This is a genomic window from Oceanicola sp. 22II-s10i, from assembly GCF_002210105.1.
Taxonomy (GTDB): domain Bacteria; phylum Pseudomonadota; class Alphaproteobacteria; order Rhodobacterales; family Rhodobacteraceae; genus Pseudooceanicola.
In genome coordinates this window covers 105,081-120,645 of record NZ_AQQU01000009.1, presented here as the reverse complement: position 1 = coordinate 120,645, position 15,565 = coordinate 105,081, and the positions used below count along the sequence as shown (strand labels likewise).

The following is a 15,565-nucleotide window of genomic DNA, read 5'->3' as shown; positions in this document are numbered from 1 at the left end:
GCGCTCCAAGGAAGGGGCCGCGTCATGCGCAAGTTTCTCGTCATCCTCGATGACAGCCGCGAATGCCTGAACGCCATGCGCTTCGCCGCGATGCGCGCGGCCGGCAGCGGCGGCGGTGTGGCCATCCTGTCGATCATTCCACCCGAAGAGTTCAGCCACTGGATCGGCGTGGGCGAGGTGATGCGCGAAGAGGCCCGCGAACGGATCGAGGCGCATTTCGAGGTCTTCGCCAAGTGGATGCGCGACCGGCAGGGCATCGACCCGGAACTCATCATCCGCGAGGGCGAGGCGGTGCCCGAGATCCTCGCCCACATCAAGTCCGACCCCGAGATCGGCGTCCTCGTCCTTGGCGCGGGAACCGACAAGTCCGGTCCCGGTCCGCTGGTCAGCCAGATGGCCAAATCTTCGGGCAGCCTGCCCATTCCCGTCACCATCGTGCCGGGCGACCTGTCCAAGGAACGGCTCGAAGCGATCACATGACACCCGTGTTCTTTGCCCATGGGGCAGGGGCCACGCCCGCCGATGCGCCGCTGCCCGAACTCACGGCGGCGCTCGGGAACGGTTACGCGATCACCGCACCGTCCCTCGGTGATCCCGACCCCGCCCATTGGAGCCGCAGGCTCAAGGCCGCGCTGACGGACCTGCCGCCGAGCACGATACTTGTGGGCCATTCACTCGGCGCCTCGCACCTGCTGAAATGCCTTGCCGAACTGGGCCCCATGGTCGCCCCGCGCGGCATGATCGGGCTGGCCTGCCCGGACTGGTCCGGCGCAGGCTGGGATGCCTCCGGCTATGCCCTGCCCGACTGGGCCCCCGAGGCGCTGGCGCGCCTGCCCATCCGACTGTTCCACGCCCGCGACGACGAGGTGGTGCCCTTCGCGCATCTCGCCGCCCTCGGTGCGGCGTTGCCGAACGCCCGGTGCTATCCACTGCCCTCGGGCGGGCACGCGCTGACCGGTGCGCTTTCGCCCGTCGCGGTGGCCATAGCTGAGCTCTAGGCCATGCCGATGCCGTGGACCTTCCGCCACCCCGGCAAGGAATGGACCGCCTTCCTCGACGACATCCGCGAGATCATGGACACCCCGTCTTCCAACGTCGCCTATACCGCTGCCGAAGGTGTCTTCGCCGCCTTCAGGGCACGGCTGTCCATCCAGACGGCGCTGGATTTCGCACAGGTCCTGCCATCGGTCCCGCGGGCGCTGTTCGTGCAGGGCTGGCGTGTCGCCGATCCGCTGCCATGGGCGGGGCCCGATGACTATCTGGCCGAAGTGCGCGCGCTGAGGGCCGATCACAACTTCGTCTCCGACAACGCGGTCGAGGCCGTTTCATACGCGCTGCACCGCGCGCTCCGCCCCGGCGACCTGGACCGCGCGCTGGCCCGGATCGGGCCGGAGGCGCAGGCGTTCTGGCGGCTGGAGGGATACGCACCCGAGGATCTCGCCCCCGGCATCAGGTGAAGGTTGCGGCGCCGGGTCGGTCCGAACCGCCGGGACTGCCTAGATCGGCCGATTTGCGAACCCGGCACTGGATCGGATGGCATGCACAGGCCATGCTGGCCCGGCACTGTCCTAGGAGTAACGATCATGCCCAGCGTTTTCGGCTACGACGTCGGTGAAGTCGTCGAGACACCGGCGGATCTGCGCAGGCTCTACAACGCGCCGTCCCGGTTCGTGGGCAACAAAGTGATCGACCATATCGACGAACTGGCCGCGCGCTTCATCGCACAGACGGCCCTTGTCTTCCTGTCGACGCAGCGGCCCGATGGCCAGATCGACGTCAGCCCTCGGGGCGATCCGCCGGGGTTCCTCAAGGTGCTCGGCCCGTCGCTGCTGGCCCTGCCGGACAGGCTGGGCAACAACCGTGTCGACGCGTTCGAGAACATCGTCCGCAACCCGCAGGTCGGCCTGATCTGCGTCATTCCGGGACATCGCGACACCCTGCGGATATCGGGCGAGGCCCGCCTCGTGCGTGATGACGGTCTTGCCGACATGCTCTCGGTTTCCGGCAAGGCGCCCCAGACGGTGCTGCTGATCAAGGTGAACCGGCTTCTCAGCCACTGCCCGAAGGCCTTTGTCCGGGGCGGTGTGTGGTCCGAGGACAAGTGGCCCGACACGTCGGAGGTTCCCACGCTGGCCGAGATGATGCGCGTGCATGGCAGCTTGTCGGACAGTATCGCCGATCTCGAGGCTCTGGTCAGCAACGACGGCAAAGAGCGCCTTTACTGAACGGGCCGGCAAGGGCCGAAGAGGCCGCGCCGTATCACATTGTTCGCGGGCGCACCCTTTAGAACGGTTCTAATTCTTGACTTCCGGGGTCATGGGGCGCATATCGGAGCCCTCAGCCGAAAAGGGGCGCCAGAGATGTTCATTCAGACCGAATCCACCCCCAATCCCGCCACGCTGAAGTTCCTGCCGGGTCAGTCCGTGCTGGACGCGGGCACAGCAGATTTCCCGGCGGCCGAAGCGGCCGGCGGTTCGCCGCTGGCACAGCGCATCTTTGCCGTGGACGGCGTGCGCGGCGTGTTCTTCGGCACCGATTTCGTCACCGTGACCAAGGCCGATACGGTCGAATGGGACCACATCAAGCCCGCCCTGCTGGGCGCGATCATGGAGCATTTCCAGTCCGGCGATCCGGTCATGGCAGGTGAAGGCGGCGCCGCCTCCGGCCATGCCGAACACACCGGCGAGGATGGCGAGATCGTGGGCCAGATCAAGGAACTGCTCGACACCCGCGTGCGTCCCGCCGTGGCGCAGGACGGTGGCGACATCACCTTCCACGGCTTCGACCGGGGCGTCGTCTATCTGCACATGCAGGGCGCCTGCGCAGGCTGCCCCTCCTCGACCCTGACGCTGAAAATGGGGATCGAGAACCTGCTGCGGCACTACATTCCCGAAGTGACCGAGGTCAGGCCCGTTGCCGTCTGACACAGGCTACATACTGGGGTTCGACACGTCGGCCGCGCATTGCGCGGCCGCTGTCTTGTCCGGCGACCGCATCCTCGTCGTCCGGGCCGAGGAGATGGGCCGCGGGCAGGCCGAACGGCTGTTCCCGCTGATCGAAGAGGTGCTGGCCGAGGCCGGGATCGGCTGGCGCGACCTGACCCGCATCGGCGTGGGCGTGGGGCCGGGGAACTTCACCGGCATCCGCATCTCGGTCGCATCGGCCCGCGGGCTGGCGCTGTCGCTCGGCGTGCCTGCGGTCGGGGTCTCAAGCTTCGACGCCATCCACCATGCCGATCCGCGGGCCATCGCGGCTGTGCCCGCGCCGCGCGGGCTGGCCTATGTCAAGGCGCCCGGCACCGATCCGGTCCTGCGCGATCCCGAGGGGCTGGAGGGATTGATGTATCCCCCCGATCCCGCAAGCGTGGCCGAACGCATCGCGCGGATCGCGGCGGGGGCCGACGTGACCGACAGTCCGCCGCCCGCGCCGCTCTATCTAAGGGCCGCCGACGCGGCGCCCGCGCGGGACGCGCCGCCGGTGATCGTCGATGACGCCTGACGAGATGGCGTCGCTCCACGCGCGCTGCTTCACGATGCCCCGGTCGTGGTCTGCCGCCGAGTTCGATGCGCTGCTTGCGCGGACGGATGTCTTTGCGCTTGGCGATGCCGGCGGGTTCCTGCTGGGCCGGGTCGTGGCGGACGAGGCCGAACTGCTGACCCTTGCCGTCGCACCGGAATACCGCAGGCAGGGCCGGGCCGCCGCCCTGCTGGCGGACTTCGCCGAGACCGCCCGCCAAAATGGCGCGGCGACGGCCTTTCTGGAGGTCGCAGCGGGCAATGATGCGGCCATCGCGCTTTATCGCGGGGCGGGCTGGACCGAGGCCGGACGACGTCGTGCCTACTATCGCGGACCGGATGGCGCTGTCGCGGATGCACTGGTTCTGACCCGTCCGCTTGCCTGACGTTGCGCCGCTTGCGGATCGTGATCCCGTGTCATTCCAATTCGCTATTGACGCCGTTTCGCGGCATGGTCCTAACTTGACCGCGTGATCAAATCCGAAACGGATGACCAACCGGGCGCCGGACACAACCGCGCGTCCCGACCAACCGGGAGACTACAATGACCCTGATGACCAAGTTTCTTGGCGCTGCCGCCGCCGCCGCCCTGATGACGGGTGCCGCATCGGCTGAGCCCGCGCTGATCTACGATCTCGGCGGGAAATACGACAAATCCTTCAACGAAGCCGCCTTCAACGGTGCGGAACGCTGGGCGCAGGAAACCGGCGGCAAGTACCTCGAGATCGAGATGCAGTCCGAAGCGCAGCGCGAACAGGCCCTGCGCCAGTTCGCCGAAGCGGGCGCGAACCCGATCATCACCACCGGCTTCCAGATGTCCTCGCCGCTGGCCGAGGTCGCACCGGATTATCCCGACACCAAGTTCGTCACCATCGACGGCTGGGTCGAACAGCCGAACGTGCACGTCATCGGCTTCACCGAGCATGAGGGCTCCTACCTCGTCGGCATGATGGCGGGCATGAAGTCCGAATCCGGCACCGTCGGCTTCATCGGCGGGATGGACGTTCCGCTCATCCGCAAGTTCGCCTGCGGCTATGCGCAGGGCGTCAAGGCGGCCAACCCGGATGCCAAGATCATCGCCAACATGACCGGCACCACCCCGGCGGCCTGGAACGACCCGGTCAAGGGCTCCGAGCTGACCAAGGCGCAGATCTCGCAGGGCGCCGACGTCGTCTATGCGGCGGCGGGCGGCACCGGCGTGGGCGTCCTTCAGGCCGCGGCCGACGAGGGCATCCTGTCGATCGGCGTGGACAGCAACCAGAACCACCTGCATCCCGGCAAGGTCCTGACCTCGATGCTCAAGCGCGTCGACGTGGCCGTTTACGAGATGATGATGGCGGGCGAGAACCTCGAACCCGGCATCCAGATCCTCGGCCTCGCCGAAGAGGGCGTTGGCGTCGCGATGGACGAGAACAACGCATCGCTCGTCACGGACGAGATGACGGCGGCGGTGGACGACGCCAAGGCCAAGATCATCGCGGGCGAGATCAAGGTGCACGACTACACGACCGACGACAGCTGCCCGGCGCTGACGTTCTGATCGCACGACCTGACGGGGCGGCCTTCGCGGGCCGCTCCGCTCCCATGTAGGCGGGGCCCGGATGCCGGGCCGCGCCGCGTCAGTCCGGGGACCTGACCACATGACCGACACTCCCGCCATCGAACTCAAGGGCATATCCAAAGCCTTCGGCCCTGTTCAGGCGAACAAGGACATTTCCATCCGCGTGATGCCGGGCACGATCCACGGGATCATCGGCGAAAACGGGGCGGGGAAATCGACGCTGATGTCGATCCTCTACGGCTTTTACCGCGCCGACCGGGGCGAGATTTTCATCAGCGGGAAGAAGACCGAGATCCCCGACAGCCAGGCCGCGATCCGCGCGGGCATCGGCATGGTGTTCCAGCACTTCAAGCTGGTCGAGAACTTCACCGTCCTGGAAAACGTCATCCTCGGCGCCGAGGAAGGGCGGCTGCTGCGCCCGTCGCTGGCCAAGGCGCGCAAGACGCTCAGGCAGATGGCCGAGGAATACGAGCTGAACGTCGATCCCGATGCGCTGATCGAGGACCTGTCCGTCGGCCACCAGCAGCGGGTCGAGATCCTCAAGGCGCTGTATCGGCAGGCCGATATCCTGATCCTCGACGAACCCACGGGCGTGCTGACACCCGCCGAGGCGGATCACCTGTTCCGGATCCTCGACAACCTGCGGTCCGAGGGCAAGACGATCATCCTGATCACCCACAAGCTGCGCGAGATCATGGAGATCACCGACACCGTCAGCGTCATGCGGCGGGGCGAGATGACGGCGACGGTCAAGACCGCCGAGACCAGCCCCGAGGAACTGGCCGAGCTGATGGTCGGCCGCAAGGTGCTGCTGCGGGTGGACAAGAAACCCGCGATACCCGGCGAGACGGTGCTGTCCGTCGAGGACCTGCGCGTCACCGACGACGACGGGGTCGAGCGGGTCAAGGGCATCGGGTTCGAAATACGTCGGGGTGAAATCCTCGGCATCGCCGGGGTGGCCGGGAACGGGCAGTCCGAACTGATGCAGGTTCTGGGCGGCATCCTGAGCGGCACCGGCCGCGTCCGGATGCTGGGCGAGGAGATCGCGCTGTCGGGGGCCAGGTCCGACGGCCGGTCGCGCCGCCGCAAGAGCATCGCGCATGTGCCGGAGGACCGGCAGCGCGAAGGGCTCATCATGGAATACACCGCGTGGGAAAACACGATCTTCGGCTACCACGACGATCCCAAGTGGCGGCGCGGTCCGCTGATGAACAACGCGGCCATCGTCGAAGAGGCCGAGGGCAAGATGCAGCGGTTCGACGTGCGTCCACCGAACCCGCGCCTTGCCGCGCGCAACTTCTCGGGCGGGAACCAGCAGAAGATCGTGCTGGCGCGCGAGATCGAACAGAACCCGGACCTCCTGCTGGTCGGCCAGCCGACGCGCGGCGTGGACATCGGGGCGATCGAGTTCATCCATCAGGAAATCGTCCGCCTGCGCGATCAGGGCGCGGCGATCCTGCTGGTTTCGGTCGAACTGGACGAGATCATGTCGCTCAGCGACCGGATCGCGGTGATGTTCGACGGCCGGATCATGGGCTTCCGCGACCCCGCGCAGACGGACGAGCGCGAGCTGGGGCTGTTGATGGCCGGGATCGAGGGCGAGCCGGGCGAGGCCGACTGGAAGGCCGTGGACCGGCAACTGGAACAGAAGACCGCCGAGGTGGCGGCGGAGAAGGGGCATTGAGCGTGGTGCAGGACGAACCGAGGGCCACGCCCGCGCAACGGGACCGGGGGACGCGGAATGGATAGAATGCCCGCATGGGCCGACGTGGTCCTGATCCCGCTGATCTCGCTGCTGCTGGCCGCGATCCTGTCGGCGCTGGTGATCCTCGCCATCGGGGAAAACCCGGTCGAGGCCTTCGCGCTGATGTGGAACGGCACGGTGATGAAGTCGTCGGGCTGGGGCTACATGCTCTATTACGCGACCAACTTCATCTTCACCGGCCTCGCCGTTTCGGTCGCCTTCCACGCAAGACTCTTCAACATCGGGGGCGAGGGGCAGGCGACACTCGGCGGGCTCGGCGTGGCGCTGGCCTGTCTCTACATCCCCTGGCCGCACTGGTCGCTTGCGATCATCGGGTCGTGCATCGGGGCGGCGGCCTTTGGCGCGGCTTGGGCGTTCCTGCCGGCCATCCTGCAGGCCAAGCGGGGCAGTCACATCGTCATCACGACTATCATGTTCAACTTCATCGCCGCCGCACTGCTGAACTACCTTCTGGTCGGCGTGATGAAGCCCGTGGGGTCCATGGACACGGCCACCGCCAAGTTCCCCGAACCCACGCACCTGCCGACCTTCCGCGACATGTTCTCGACCGCCGAGACGATCATGTTCCGTGGCGCGCCCGCGAACGTGACGTTCTTCGTGGCGCTGCTGGCCTGTCTGGCGGTCTGGCTGCTGCTGTGGCGGACGAGGCTCGGCTACGAGATCCGGGCGCAGGGCTTTTCGGAAAGCGGGGCGCGCTATGCCGGGATTTCGCCCACTTGGATCATCGTGGTTACCATGCTGATCTCGGGCGGGCTGGCCGGGATGATGGCCGTCAACACGACGCAGGGCGAGGCCGAGCGGCTGATCCTGAACATGACCGAGGGTGCGGGTTTCATCGGCATCGCGGTGGCGCTGATGGGGCGGAACCATCCGTTCGGGGTGCTGCTGGCGGCGCTGCTGTTCGGGTTCCTCTATCAGGGCGGGGCGGTTCTGGCGCTGTGGACGTCGATCCCGCGCGAACTGATCGTGGTGATCCAGGCGCTGGTGATCCTGTTCACCGGCGCGCTCGACAACATGGTGCGGATCCCGCTGGAGCGGGTCTTCATGGCCATGCGCAAGCGGGAGGCGTGACGATGGAATATCTGCCCGGTTTCCTGACCGCCTATTCGATCCTGCTGGTGGCCGTCATGTCACCCGGCCCGGCGGTGGCGATGCTGCTCGGCATCTCGATGTCGCGCGGTCGCGCCTCGGCCGTCGTCGCGGCCATAGGCGTTGCCGCCGGTTCGATCACCATGGGCACGCTGGCGGTCATCGGCCTTGGCGTGCTGGTCGCGCAGGCGGCGTGGACGCTGACGGTGATGCGCATCCTCGGCTCGGCCTACCTGCTGTGGATGGCATATGGCGCGTTCCGCAAGGCGGCGCAGCCCGGCGCGATCCGGCCCGCCGAGATGCCGCCGCTGTCGCGGCCCCGTGCCTTCCTGACCGGCTACCTGATGCAGATCACCAACCCCAAGGCGGCAGTGTTCTGGGTCGCCATCGCCTCGGTCGGGGCCACCCACGAGGCACCGGTGCACCTGATCGCGCTGTTCCTCGCCGGGTCCTTCGTGATGTCGCTGGCCGGGCACATGGGCTATGCGCTGGCGCTGTCGTCCTCGCCCGTCCGCGCGGTCTACCTGAAGGCGCGGCGCGGGGTGGAGGCGACGCTGGGCGTGCTGTTCACCTTCTTCGCGTTCAAGCTGGCCACGTCGAGGAGCTGAGGCATGGATTTCGCAACGCTCCTGCAGATCGCGGACTCGACCATCCGCCTCGGCACGCCGCTCCTGCTGGCCTGTCTGGCCGGGCTTTTCTCCGAACGGGCGGGGATCTTCGACATCGGGCTCGAGGGCAAGATGCTGATCGCCGCCTTCTTCTCGGCGGCGGTGGCCTTTGTCACCGGCTCGGTCTGGGTCGGACTGCTGGCCGGGATCCTGTCGTCGGTTCTGCTGTCGGCACTTCACGGCCTCGCCTCGATCACCTTCCGGGGCAACCAGCTGATCTCGGGGGTGGCGATCAACTTCCTCGCCGCCGGGATGACCGTGTTGATCGCGCAGGACTGGTTCCGGCAGGGCGGACGCACGCCCTCGCTGTCCGGCGGCGCGCGGTTCGAGCCGATCACGCTGCCCTTCGCGACCGAGCTGATCGACGTCCCCGTCTTCGGGCCGATCTATCACGACGTGATCTCGGGCCACACCATCCTCGTCTACCTCGCCTTCCTCGCCGTCCCCGCGACGTGGTGGGTCCTCTACCGCACGCGCTTCGGGCTGCGGCTGCGCGCGGTCGGGGAAAACCCGGCGGCTGTCGACACCGCCGGCGTGTCCGTGGTTGGTATGCGATATGCGGCGGTCGGGATCTGCGGGCTGCTCTGCGGCATCGCTGGCGCCTACCTCGCGACCGCGCTACAGGCCGGATTTGTCAAGGATATGTCCGCTGGCCGGGGGTATATTGCACTGGCCGCGCTGATCTTCTCTAAGTGGCGCCCATGGTATGCACTGTTCGCCACGATGCTCTTCGGCTTCCTTCAGGCGCTCGCGCTCAGGCCGGATCTGATCGAACGTGCCACCAGCATCCGGGTGCAGGTCCAGCTGCTCGACGCGCTGCCCTACATCCTGACGGTCATCATTCTGGCGGGCTTCGTCGGCAAGGCCATTCCGCCGCGCGCGGGTGGCGAGCCCTATGTCAAGGAACGCTGAGGAGGCGTTACAGATGTCAATTCACATAGGGGCCAAGCCCGGAGATATCGCGGAAACCGTCCTGCTGCCCGGCGACCCGATGCGGGCCAAATGGGTGGCCGAGACCTTCCTCGACGATGTCCGCTGCATCAACGAGGTGCGCGGGATGCTGGGCTACACCGGCACGTGGAACGGCCACCCCGTCACCGTGCAGGGCACCGGCATGGGGATGCCGTCGCTGTCGATCTACGTGAACGAGCTGATCCGCGACTACGGTGCCAAGACCCTGATCCGCATCGGGTCCTGCGGCGCCATGCAGGAGCATGTGAAGGTCCGCGATATCGTGCTGGGGCTGAGCGCCACGACCATGTCGACCCCGTCGCGCGGCATCATGCGCGATCTGAACTTCGCCCCGACCGCGCATTTCCGGTTGACGCATCTGGCATGGCACAAGGCGACCGACCGGGGTGTCACGGTGCACACCGGGCCGATCTATTCCTCGGACGTGTTCTATGACGAACGCCCCGACCTGAACGAGCTGATGACCCGCCACGGCATCCTCGCCGTCGAGATGGAAGCGGCCGAGCTCTACCTGCTGGCCGCCCGCCACGGCTGCCGCGCGCTGGCGATCCTGACGGTGTCCGACCACCTGCTGACGGGCGAGGCGCTGCCCTCCGAGGACCGCGAGCGGAGCTTTTCAGACATGGTCGAAATCGCCCTCGCATCGGCGTTCATATGAGTTTCCCCAAGCGGCAACTCGGGGCCGGCGGGCCCATGGTCGGCGCGGTCGGGTTCGGCGCGATGAGTTTTGCGGGCTTCTTCGGTGCGGCGGACGACGCGACATCGCTCGATACGCTGGACGCGGCCTTTGCCGCCGGGATCGACTTCTGGGACACGTCGAACATGTACGGCCTTGGCCGCAGCGAGGCGGTGCTGGGCGAATGGCTGAAGACGCGCGGCGAGAATGTCACCATCGCGACCAAGGGCGGGATCATCCCCGGCCCGCCGCGCCGGATCGACAACACGGCGGGCCATCTGCGCGAGGAACTTGAGAAGAGCCTCAAGAAGCTGAACCGTGACAAGGTGGAGCTCTACTACATCCACCGCCGTGACCATTCGATCGAGGTCGAGGCCGTCGTCGAAACGCTGGTCAGCTTCATCGAGGAGGGGCTGATCGACGGCTACGGCCTGTCCGAAATCGCGCCCCACACCCTGCGGCGGGCCCATGCGGTGCATCCCTGCCGGGCGGTGCAGAACGAATATTCGCTCTGGTCGCGGCAACCGGAACTGGGGCTTATCCGGCTCTGCAAGGAACTGGGCGTGGCCTTTGTCCCGTTCTCGCCGCTGGCGCGCGGGATGCTGGGCGAAACCTCGGTCGATCCGGCGGGCATGGCCGAGGGCGACTTCCGTCGGGCCAATCCCCGGTTCCAGCCGCCGAACTACGCGGCCAACGTCGCGGCCATCGACGGTTTCCGCGCCTTTGCCAAGGCAAAGGGCACCACGACCGCCGCGCTGGCGCTGGCGTGGATCCTCGACCGGGGCGATCACCTGATCCCGATCCCCGGCACGCGGACCGTCGAACACCTGAACGAATGGCTGGACGCGGCGACCCTGTCGCTGACCGACGCCGACCGGGCCGAGATCGACCGGCTTCTGCCCGCAGGCTTCGCCCATGGCGACCGCTATGCGGACAACCAGATGATGGCGGTCGAGCGCTACTGCTAGAGCCCGTGGGTGCCGGAATAGCCGTTCGGCGCCGGGCTGTCCCATCCCTCCAGCGCGCCGGGGCGGGGGGCGAGGATCTCCACCACCAGCGGGTGGCAGGCGGCGGTGTCGCTGGAATGTTCGGACGAACAATCGCCGCCCGGACAGGCCGACAGCGTGCCGATCAGGTCGATTTCCGCGAAGAAGTCGAGGTGATCGCCGGGTCGCACGGGCGAGGCCTTCATGAAATATTGCGACGTGTCGCGGGTGAAGCCGGTGCACATGAAGACGTTGAGCACGTCATGCACCTGCGCCGCCGCTTCGGCCACCGGCATCCCGGTCTCGGCCACCACGGCGCGGGTCAGGTTGGAATGGCAGCAGTGGTGATAATCCTGACCGCTCAGCAGGTGGTGCGTGTGCGGATCGCAGCGCGTGCCGATGACGTCATGCACCCGCCCGCCGAATTCGTCCTGTCCATACCAGCCCAGTGAATCCCCCACGATGGTCGCCATCGGCCGCAGGTAGGGAAAGGCGGACCACATCCGGTCCCCGGTGGTCAGGTGCGTCCCGTGCAGCGCGCGGGTCTTGCCGGAGTAGAACCGTTCCGACAGGTTCCCCGCCGCCCAGAGGTTGAGGTCCCCGACCTGCGGCCCCTCGCCGCAGCGGATCCGAAAGAACTGACCGGCTGCAGCGCGAAAGGCGCGGGCGTCGCGGGGCGGGACGGTGACGGTCTCAACCACCGAGGCGTCCCGCAGCGCGCTCTGGTAAAGCGGCAGGTCGGGCCGGGGCAGGGTGTCGGTCGGGTAGCAGATCACCGGCGGGATAGCGCGGCGGGCGGCTGCGTCGTATGGTTCGCTCATGGACAGGAGGATGCCCCGCGCCGCCGGTACTGGCAATCGCGGAGCGCAAGGGAGGACCCGGCATGATCGACCTCGACCCGCCGTTCCGGCTGGCGACGACCCGCGATGCGGCAGAACTGGCGGAGCTCGTCTTTTTCGCCGGTGAAGGCCTGCCGCTGCATGTCTGGACCGGTCTGGCCCTGCCGGGGCAGGACCCCTGGGATATCGGCCGCGCCCGTCAGGCCGAAAAGGCCGGGGCGGGCGAGATCGTCGTCGCGGACTTCGGAGAAGGCGCCGTCGCCGGGCTGACCGGCTACGTCATCGGACCGGAGCCGGAGCCAGTGACCGACGACATCCCCGCCCTGTTCCGTCCACTCATCGAGCTCGAAAATCTCGCGCCCGACTCGTGGTACGTCAACGTGCTGGCCAGCTATCCGGAGCATCGCGGCAAGGGGTTGGGGAAGCGGCTGCTCGGGATCGCGGAACGGATCGCCCGCAGCGAGGGGCAGAACCGGATGAGCCTCGTCGTATCGGCCCAGAACGACGGGGCGATGCGGCTCTACGCCCGCGAGGGCTATGTCGAAACCGCCCGACTTCCTTGCGATCCGGGCGATTGGGTGACCGATACCCGCGAATGGGTGCTGATGATCAAACCCCTCCCGCTGTGATCTGGCGGGGGACGGTTGTCCATCGCGGGCGTTAGGTGTCTAGTCCCCACCGGAAACCCTGCACCGGAGGACGAACATGCCGAACGACACCTACACGCCGCCAGACGTCTGGGAATGGAAACAGGAAAGCGGCGGCCGGTTCGCCAACATCAACCGACCCATTGCCGGGCCGACCCATGACAAGGAACTGCCGGTCGGCAAGCACCCGTTCCAGCTCTATTCGCTCGCCACGCCCAACGGGGTGAAGGTGACGATCATGTTCGAAGAACTGCTGGCGGCGGGCCATTCCGATGCCGAATACGACGCATGGCTGATCCGCATTCACGAGGGCAACCAGTTCGGATCGGGCTTTGTCGACATCAACCCCAACTCCAAGATCCCCGCGCTGCTGGACCGCTCCGGCCCCGAGCCCGTGCGGGTTTTCGAATCCGGCGCGATCCTGCTGCACCTCGCCGACAAGTTCGACGCCTTCCTGCCAAAGGGCGCGGCCCGGACCGAGGCGCTGAACTGGCTGTTCTGGCTGCAGGGCTCGGCCCCGTACCTGGGCGGGGGCTTCGGCCATTTCTACAGCTACGCGCCAGAGCGCTGGCAGTATCCGATCGACCGCTTCACGATGGAGGTCAAACGCCAGCTCGACGTTCTCGACCGCCGTCTGGGCGAAGCCGAGTTCCTTGGCGGGTCCGAATATTCCATCGCCGATATGGCCGTCTGGCCGTGGTATGGCGGGCTGGTCAAGAACGTGGTCTACGGCGCGGCCAAGTTCCTCGAGGCCGACAGCTACACCAACGTCATCCGCTGGGCCGAAAACATGGCGCAGCGGCCGGCGGTCAAGCGGGGTCGGATCGTCAACCGCACCTCGGGCGACCTGAGCCAGCAGCTGCACGAACGCCACGACGCCAGCGATTTCGACCTGCGCACGCAGGACAAGCTGGAAGGCGGCGAAAGCTGAGCGACGGGGCCGACGCCCTGCGAATCTTCGAAGTGCCGTCCGCCACAGGCGGGCGGCTTTTCATCATGCCCCGCCCCGCCGCCGCGGCGCTGGCTCGCGACATGGCGGCGATCCGCGGGGCAGGAGCCGATGCGCTGGTCTCGTTGCTGGAGGTCGAAGAGTCCGCCGGACTCGGCTTAGCGGCAGAAGCGGATGCGGCGGCTGCCGCCGGGCTTCGGTTCCTCCACTTCCCCGTGGCCGACTACGGCATACCCGAGGATGCGGCCGCTTTCCGGGCCCTGCTGTCCGAACTCCGCGCCCGGCTGGCAGCCGGAGGCGGGATCGCCGTGCATTGCCGGGGTGGTATCGGCCGGTCCGGGACTTTGGTGTCCTGCCTCTGCGGAGCCGGATCGGCGGCAGAGGCGATGCGGATCGTCAGCGCCGCGCGTGGTGTCGAGGTGCCCGAGACCGATGCGCAGCGCGACCTGATCCGCGAGGTGATCGACCGGCGGCCACGCTGATCCGCGCCGCCGCCGGTCCAATGCCTCACTGCGCGGTCAGCTTCTCCATCCGCAGGCCCTTGGCCGTGCGGTTGCCGAAACCCTTCCAGTAGGTGTCGTCATCCTTGGGCTCACCCGTATCGGTGCGCGACCAGACGCCGTCCTCGGCATTCTCGGTCAGGTCCAGATACTCGGCCATCCCGGCCTCGCCCTTCAGGTTCAGGTCCATGAAGGCCGTCGCGAAATGCTGGAGGATGTTGTTCATCCGCACGTTGTCCCAGACCGCATCGCCATAGTGTTCGAACGGCGCCCAGCCCAGCTTCTCGGAAAACGCATAGGATTCCGCCGGCGCCGGCATCGGGGCCGCGGCGTTGTGGTTGGCCGAGACGTAGGTCAGCAGGTAACGGTCGGTGCCGGTCGTCTCCTCGAAGATCTGGCGCATCGCAGGATATTGCGACACGTCGTCCTGACTGCCCGCCACGATCATCAGCGGCTTCTTCAGCCCGGCCAGACTGTCGGCGTCAAAGAAATCGCGGTTCCGGCCCCACGGCCCGATGGCGATGATCGCCTTGACCCGCGGATCGACCAGCGCATCGTGCTCCGCGCTGCCGGTGGCGTTCTGGTCCAGCAGGTCCTGCGGCGCGACGAAGGCGCCGGGTTCGGCCCGCGTCACGGCGGTCTGCGACAGCCCGCCGCCGCCGAAGATCAGCGCGCCGTAGCCGCCCATCGAGTAGCCGATCACGCCGGTGTTCTCGGCATCCGTGATCGCCCCGATCTCGTCGTCGAGGTTTGCCATGCTCTCGATCAGGAAAGCCTGGTCCAGCGGGCGGTTCACCAGCGTGGAATAGAACTTGTTCATGTCGTCATAGGTGCTGTCCGGGTGATCTGCGGACATGACGACATAGCCCTTGGTGGCCAGGTTCTCGCCCAGATGGCTCATCAGGAAGCGGTTGCCCGGATAGCCGTGCGAGATCAGGATCAGCGGAAAGGACCCCTCGGCCGGGGCCGCGTCGCGCGCGGCGATGCCGGTCAGCTGGGTCGCCGTCTCGCCGTCCCGCAGGATGGTGTCGTAGGTGCCGCCCGGCTCGGTGCCCTCGGCCGCCGGATACCAGACCTCGACGGTGATCGCGCGGTCATAGGTCGGCAACTCGCCCTCGGCCGGGGCGTTCACGACGTCGACGCGGCCGGGATCGGTGAAGGTCATCGTGCGGACGCCGATGACGTGATCCCCGTGTGCGGCCAGTTCGGGCGCATCGGGGCGCACCATGTCGATACGGTTTTCGGCCATCAGCGGACTCGCGACCAGACAGGCCGCCGTGGCGGCACGCAGCAATGTGTTCATGATATCTCCTCCCGTAGATGAGGGGGAGATTGACCTTATGACGAAGCTGACTCAACCCGGAATCGCGCGGTTTGACACATATCCGCCAATGAAAC

19 protein-coding genes are annotated in these 15,565 nt (G+C 67.2%); 17 read left to right on the top strand and 2 right to left on the bottom strand.

Annotation, left to right across the window (positions count from 1 at the left end; all coding sequences use genetic code 11):
• Positions 1–24: 24 nt before the first annotated feature.
• The 14 genes from ATO6_RS19630 to ATO6_RS19565 all read left to right on the top strand — a co-directional run bounded on the left by ATO6_RS19630 (position 25) and on the right by ATO6_RS19565 (position 11,214).
• Positions 25–480 carry a universal stress protein gene (locus ATO6_RS19630; protein WP_088625745.1) on the top strand — a complete coding sequence of 152 codons (456 nt, stop codon included), beginning with the start codon at positions 25–27 and terminating at the stop codon, positions 478–480.
• On the top strand, positions 477–998 hold the full coding sequence (locus ATO6_RS19625; protein WP_088625744.1) for an alpha/beta fold hydrolase: 522 nt from the start codon (positions 477–479) through the stop codon (positions 996–998). The genes ATO6_RS19630 and ATO6_RS19625 overlap by 4 nt, the downstream gene beginning before the upstream one ends.
• 9 nt (positions 999–1,007) lie before the next feature.
• Positions 1,008–1,457, top strand: coding sequence for a DUF2267 domain-containing protein (locus ATO6_RS19620; protein ID WP_254919214.1), 450 nt, complete (start codon positions 1,008–1,010; stop codon positions 1,455–1,457).
• 126 nt (positions 1,458–1,583) lie between these two features.
• Entirely contained in the window at positions 1,584–2,225 is a 642-nt protein-coding gene (locus ATO6_RS19615; protein WP_176441019.1) for an MSMEG_1061 family FMN-dependent PPOX-type flavoprotein, read from the top strand.
• Between the two features lie 135 nt (positions 2,226–2,360).
• Positions 2,361–2,924: a NifU family protein gene (locus ATO6_RS19610; protein ID WP_088625741.1), complete on the top strand. Its 564-nt coding sequence runs from the start codon at positions 2,361–2,363 to the stop codon at positions 2,922–2,924.
• Positions 2,914–3,498, top strand: a complete 585-nt coding sequence (gene tsaB, locus ATO6_RS19605; protein WP_088625740.1) for a tRNA (adenosine(37)-N6)-threonylcarbamoyltransferase complex dimerization subunit type 1 TsaB — start codon at positions 2,914–2,916, stop codon at positions 3,496–3,498. The genes ATO6_RS19610 and tsaB overlap by 11 nt, the downstream gene beginning before the upstream one ends.
• Positions 3,488–3,901 (top strand): GNAT family N-acetyltransferase, encoded by a 414-nt coding sequence (locus tag ATO6_RS19600; RefSeq protein ID WP_088625739.1) that lies wholly within the window; start codon positions 3,488–3,490, stop codon positions 3,899–3,901. The genes tsaB and ATO6_RS19600 overlap by 11 nt, the downstream gene beginning before the upstream one ends.
• 158 nt (positions 3,902–4,059) lie before the next feature.
• Positions 4,060–5,055, top strand: coding sequence for a BMP family protein (locus tag ATO6_RS19595; RefSeq protein WP_088625738.1), 996 nt, complete (start codon positions 4,060–4,062; stop codon positions 5,053–5,055).
• 100 nt (positions 5,056–5,155) lie between these two features.
• Positions 5,156–6,760, top strand: a complete 1,605-nt coding sequence (locus ATO6_RS19590) for an ABC transporter ATP-binding protein (protein WP_088625737.1) — start codon at positions 5,156–5,158, stop codon at positions 6,758–6,760.
• A gap of 57 nt (positions 6,761–6,817) precedes the next feature.
• Complete coding sequence (locus ATO6_RS19585; RefSeq protein ID WP_088625736.1) at positions 6,818–7,912, top strand: ABC transporter permease; 1,095 nt, start codon at positions 6,818–6,820, stop codon at positions 7,910–7,912.
• A 2-nt stretch (positions 7,913–7,914) separates the two neighbouring features.
• Positions 7,915–8,538: a LysE family translocator gene (locus tag ATO6_RS19580; protein WP_088625735.1), complete on the top strand. Its 624-nt coding sequence runs from the start codon at positions 7,915–7,917 to the stop codon at positions 8,536–8,538.
• A 3-nt stretch (positions 8,539–8,541) separates the two neighbouring features.
• Positions 8,542–9,510 (top strand): ABC transporter permease, encoded by a 969-nt coding sequence (locus ATO6_RS19575; RefSeq protein WP_088625734.1) that lies wholly within the window; start codon positions 8,542–8,544, stop codon positions 9,508–9,510.
• Positions 9,511–9,523: 13 nt separating this feature from the next.
• Complete coding sequence (deoD, locus tag ATO6_RS19570; protein WP_088625733.1) at positions 9,524–10,228, top strand: purine-nucleoside phosphorylase; 705 nt, start codon at positions 9,524–9,526, stop codon at positions 10,226–10,228.
• Complete coding sequence (locus tag ATO6_RS19565) at positions 10,225–11,214, top strand: aldo/keto reductase (protein ID WP_088625732.1); 990 nt, start codon at positions 10,225–10,227, stop codon at positions 11,212–11,214. The genes deoD and ATO6_RS19565 overlap by 4 nt, the downstream gene beginning before the upstream one ends.
• On the opposite strand, the gene ATO6_RS19560 is transcribed toward ATO6_RS19565, so the two are convergent.
• A complete protein-coding gene (locus ATO6_RS19560) occupies positions 11,211–12,053 on the bottom strand; it encodes a DUF1989 domain-containing protein (protein ID WP_088625731.1) in 843 nt (280 codons plus the stop codon). The genes ATO6_RS19565 and ATO6_RS19560 overlap by 4 nt on opposite strands.
• Positions 12,054–12,115: 62 nt before the next feature.
• Between ATO6_RS19560 and ATO6_RS19555 the strand changes: the two genes are divergently transcribed.
• From ATO6_RS19555 to ATO6_RS19545, 3 genes are all read left to right on the top strand, one after another.
• The gene (locus tag ATO6_RS19555) at positions 12,116–12,700 is read left to right on the top strand and encodes a GNAT family N-acetyltransferase (RefSeq protein ID WP_088625730.1); all 585 of its coding nucleotides are present in this window, start codon (positions 12,116–12,118) and stop codon (positions 12,698–12,700) included.
• Positions 12,701–12,776: 76 nt separating this feature from the next.
• Positions 12,777–13,649: a glutathione-dependent disulfide-bond oxidoreductase gene (gene yghU, locus ATO6_RS19550; protein ID WP_088625729.1), complete on the top strand. Its 873-nt coding sequence runs from the start codon at positions 12,777–12,779 to the stop codon at positions 13,647–13,649.
• A gap of 65 nt (positions 13,650–13,714) precedes the next feature.
• Positions 13,715–14,149, top strand: a complete 435-nt coding sequence (locus ATO6_RS19545) for a sulfur transferase domain-containing protein (RefSeq protein ID WP_088625728.1) — start codon at positions 13,715–13,717, stop codon at positions 14,147–14,149.
• Between the two features lie 25 nt (positions 14,150–14,174).
• Here ATO6_RS19545 and ATO6_RS19540 read toward each other — a convergent pair whose 3' ends face one another.
• Complete coding sequence (locus ATO6_RS19540; RefSeq protein ID WP_088625727.1) at positions 14,175–15,470, bottom strand: dienelactone hydrolase; 1,296 nt, start codon at positions 15,468–15,470, stop codon at positions 14,175–14,177.
• Between the last annotated feature and the right edge of the window lie 95 nt (positions 15,471–15,565).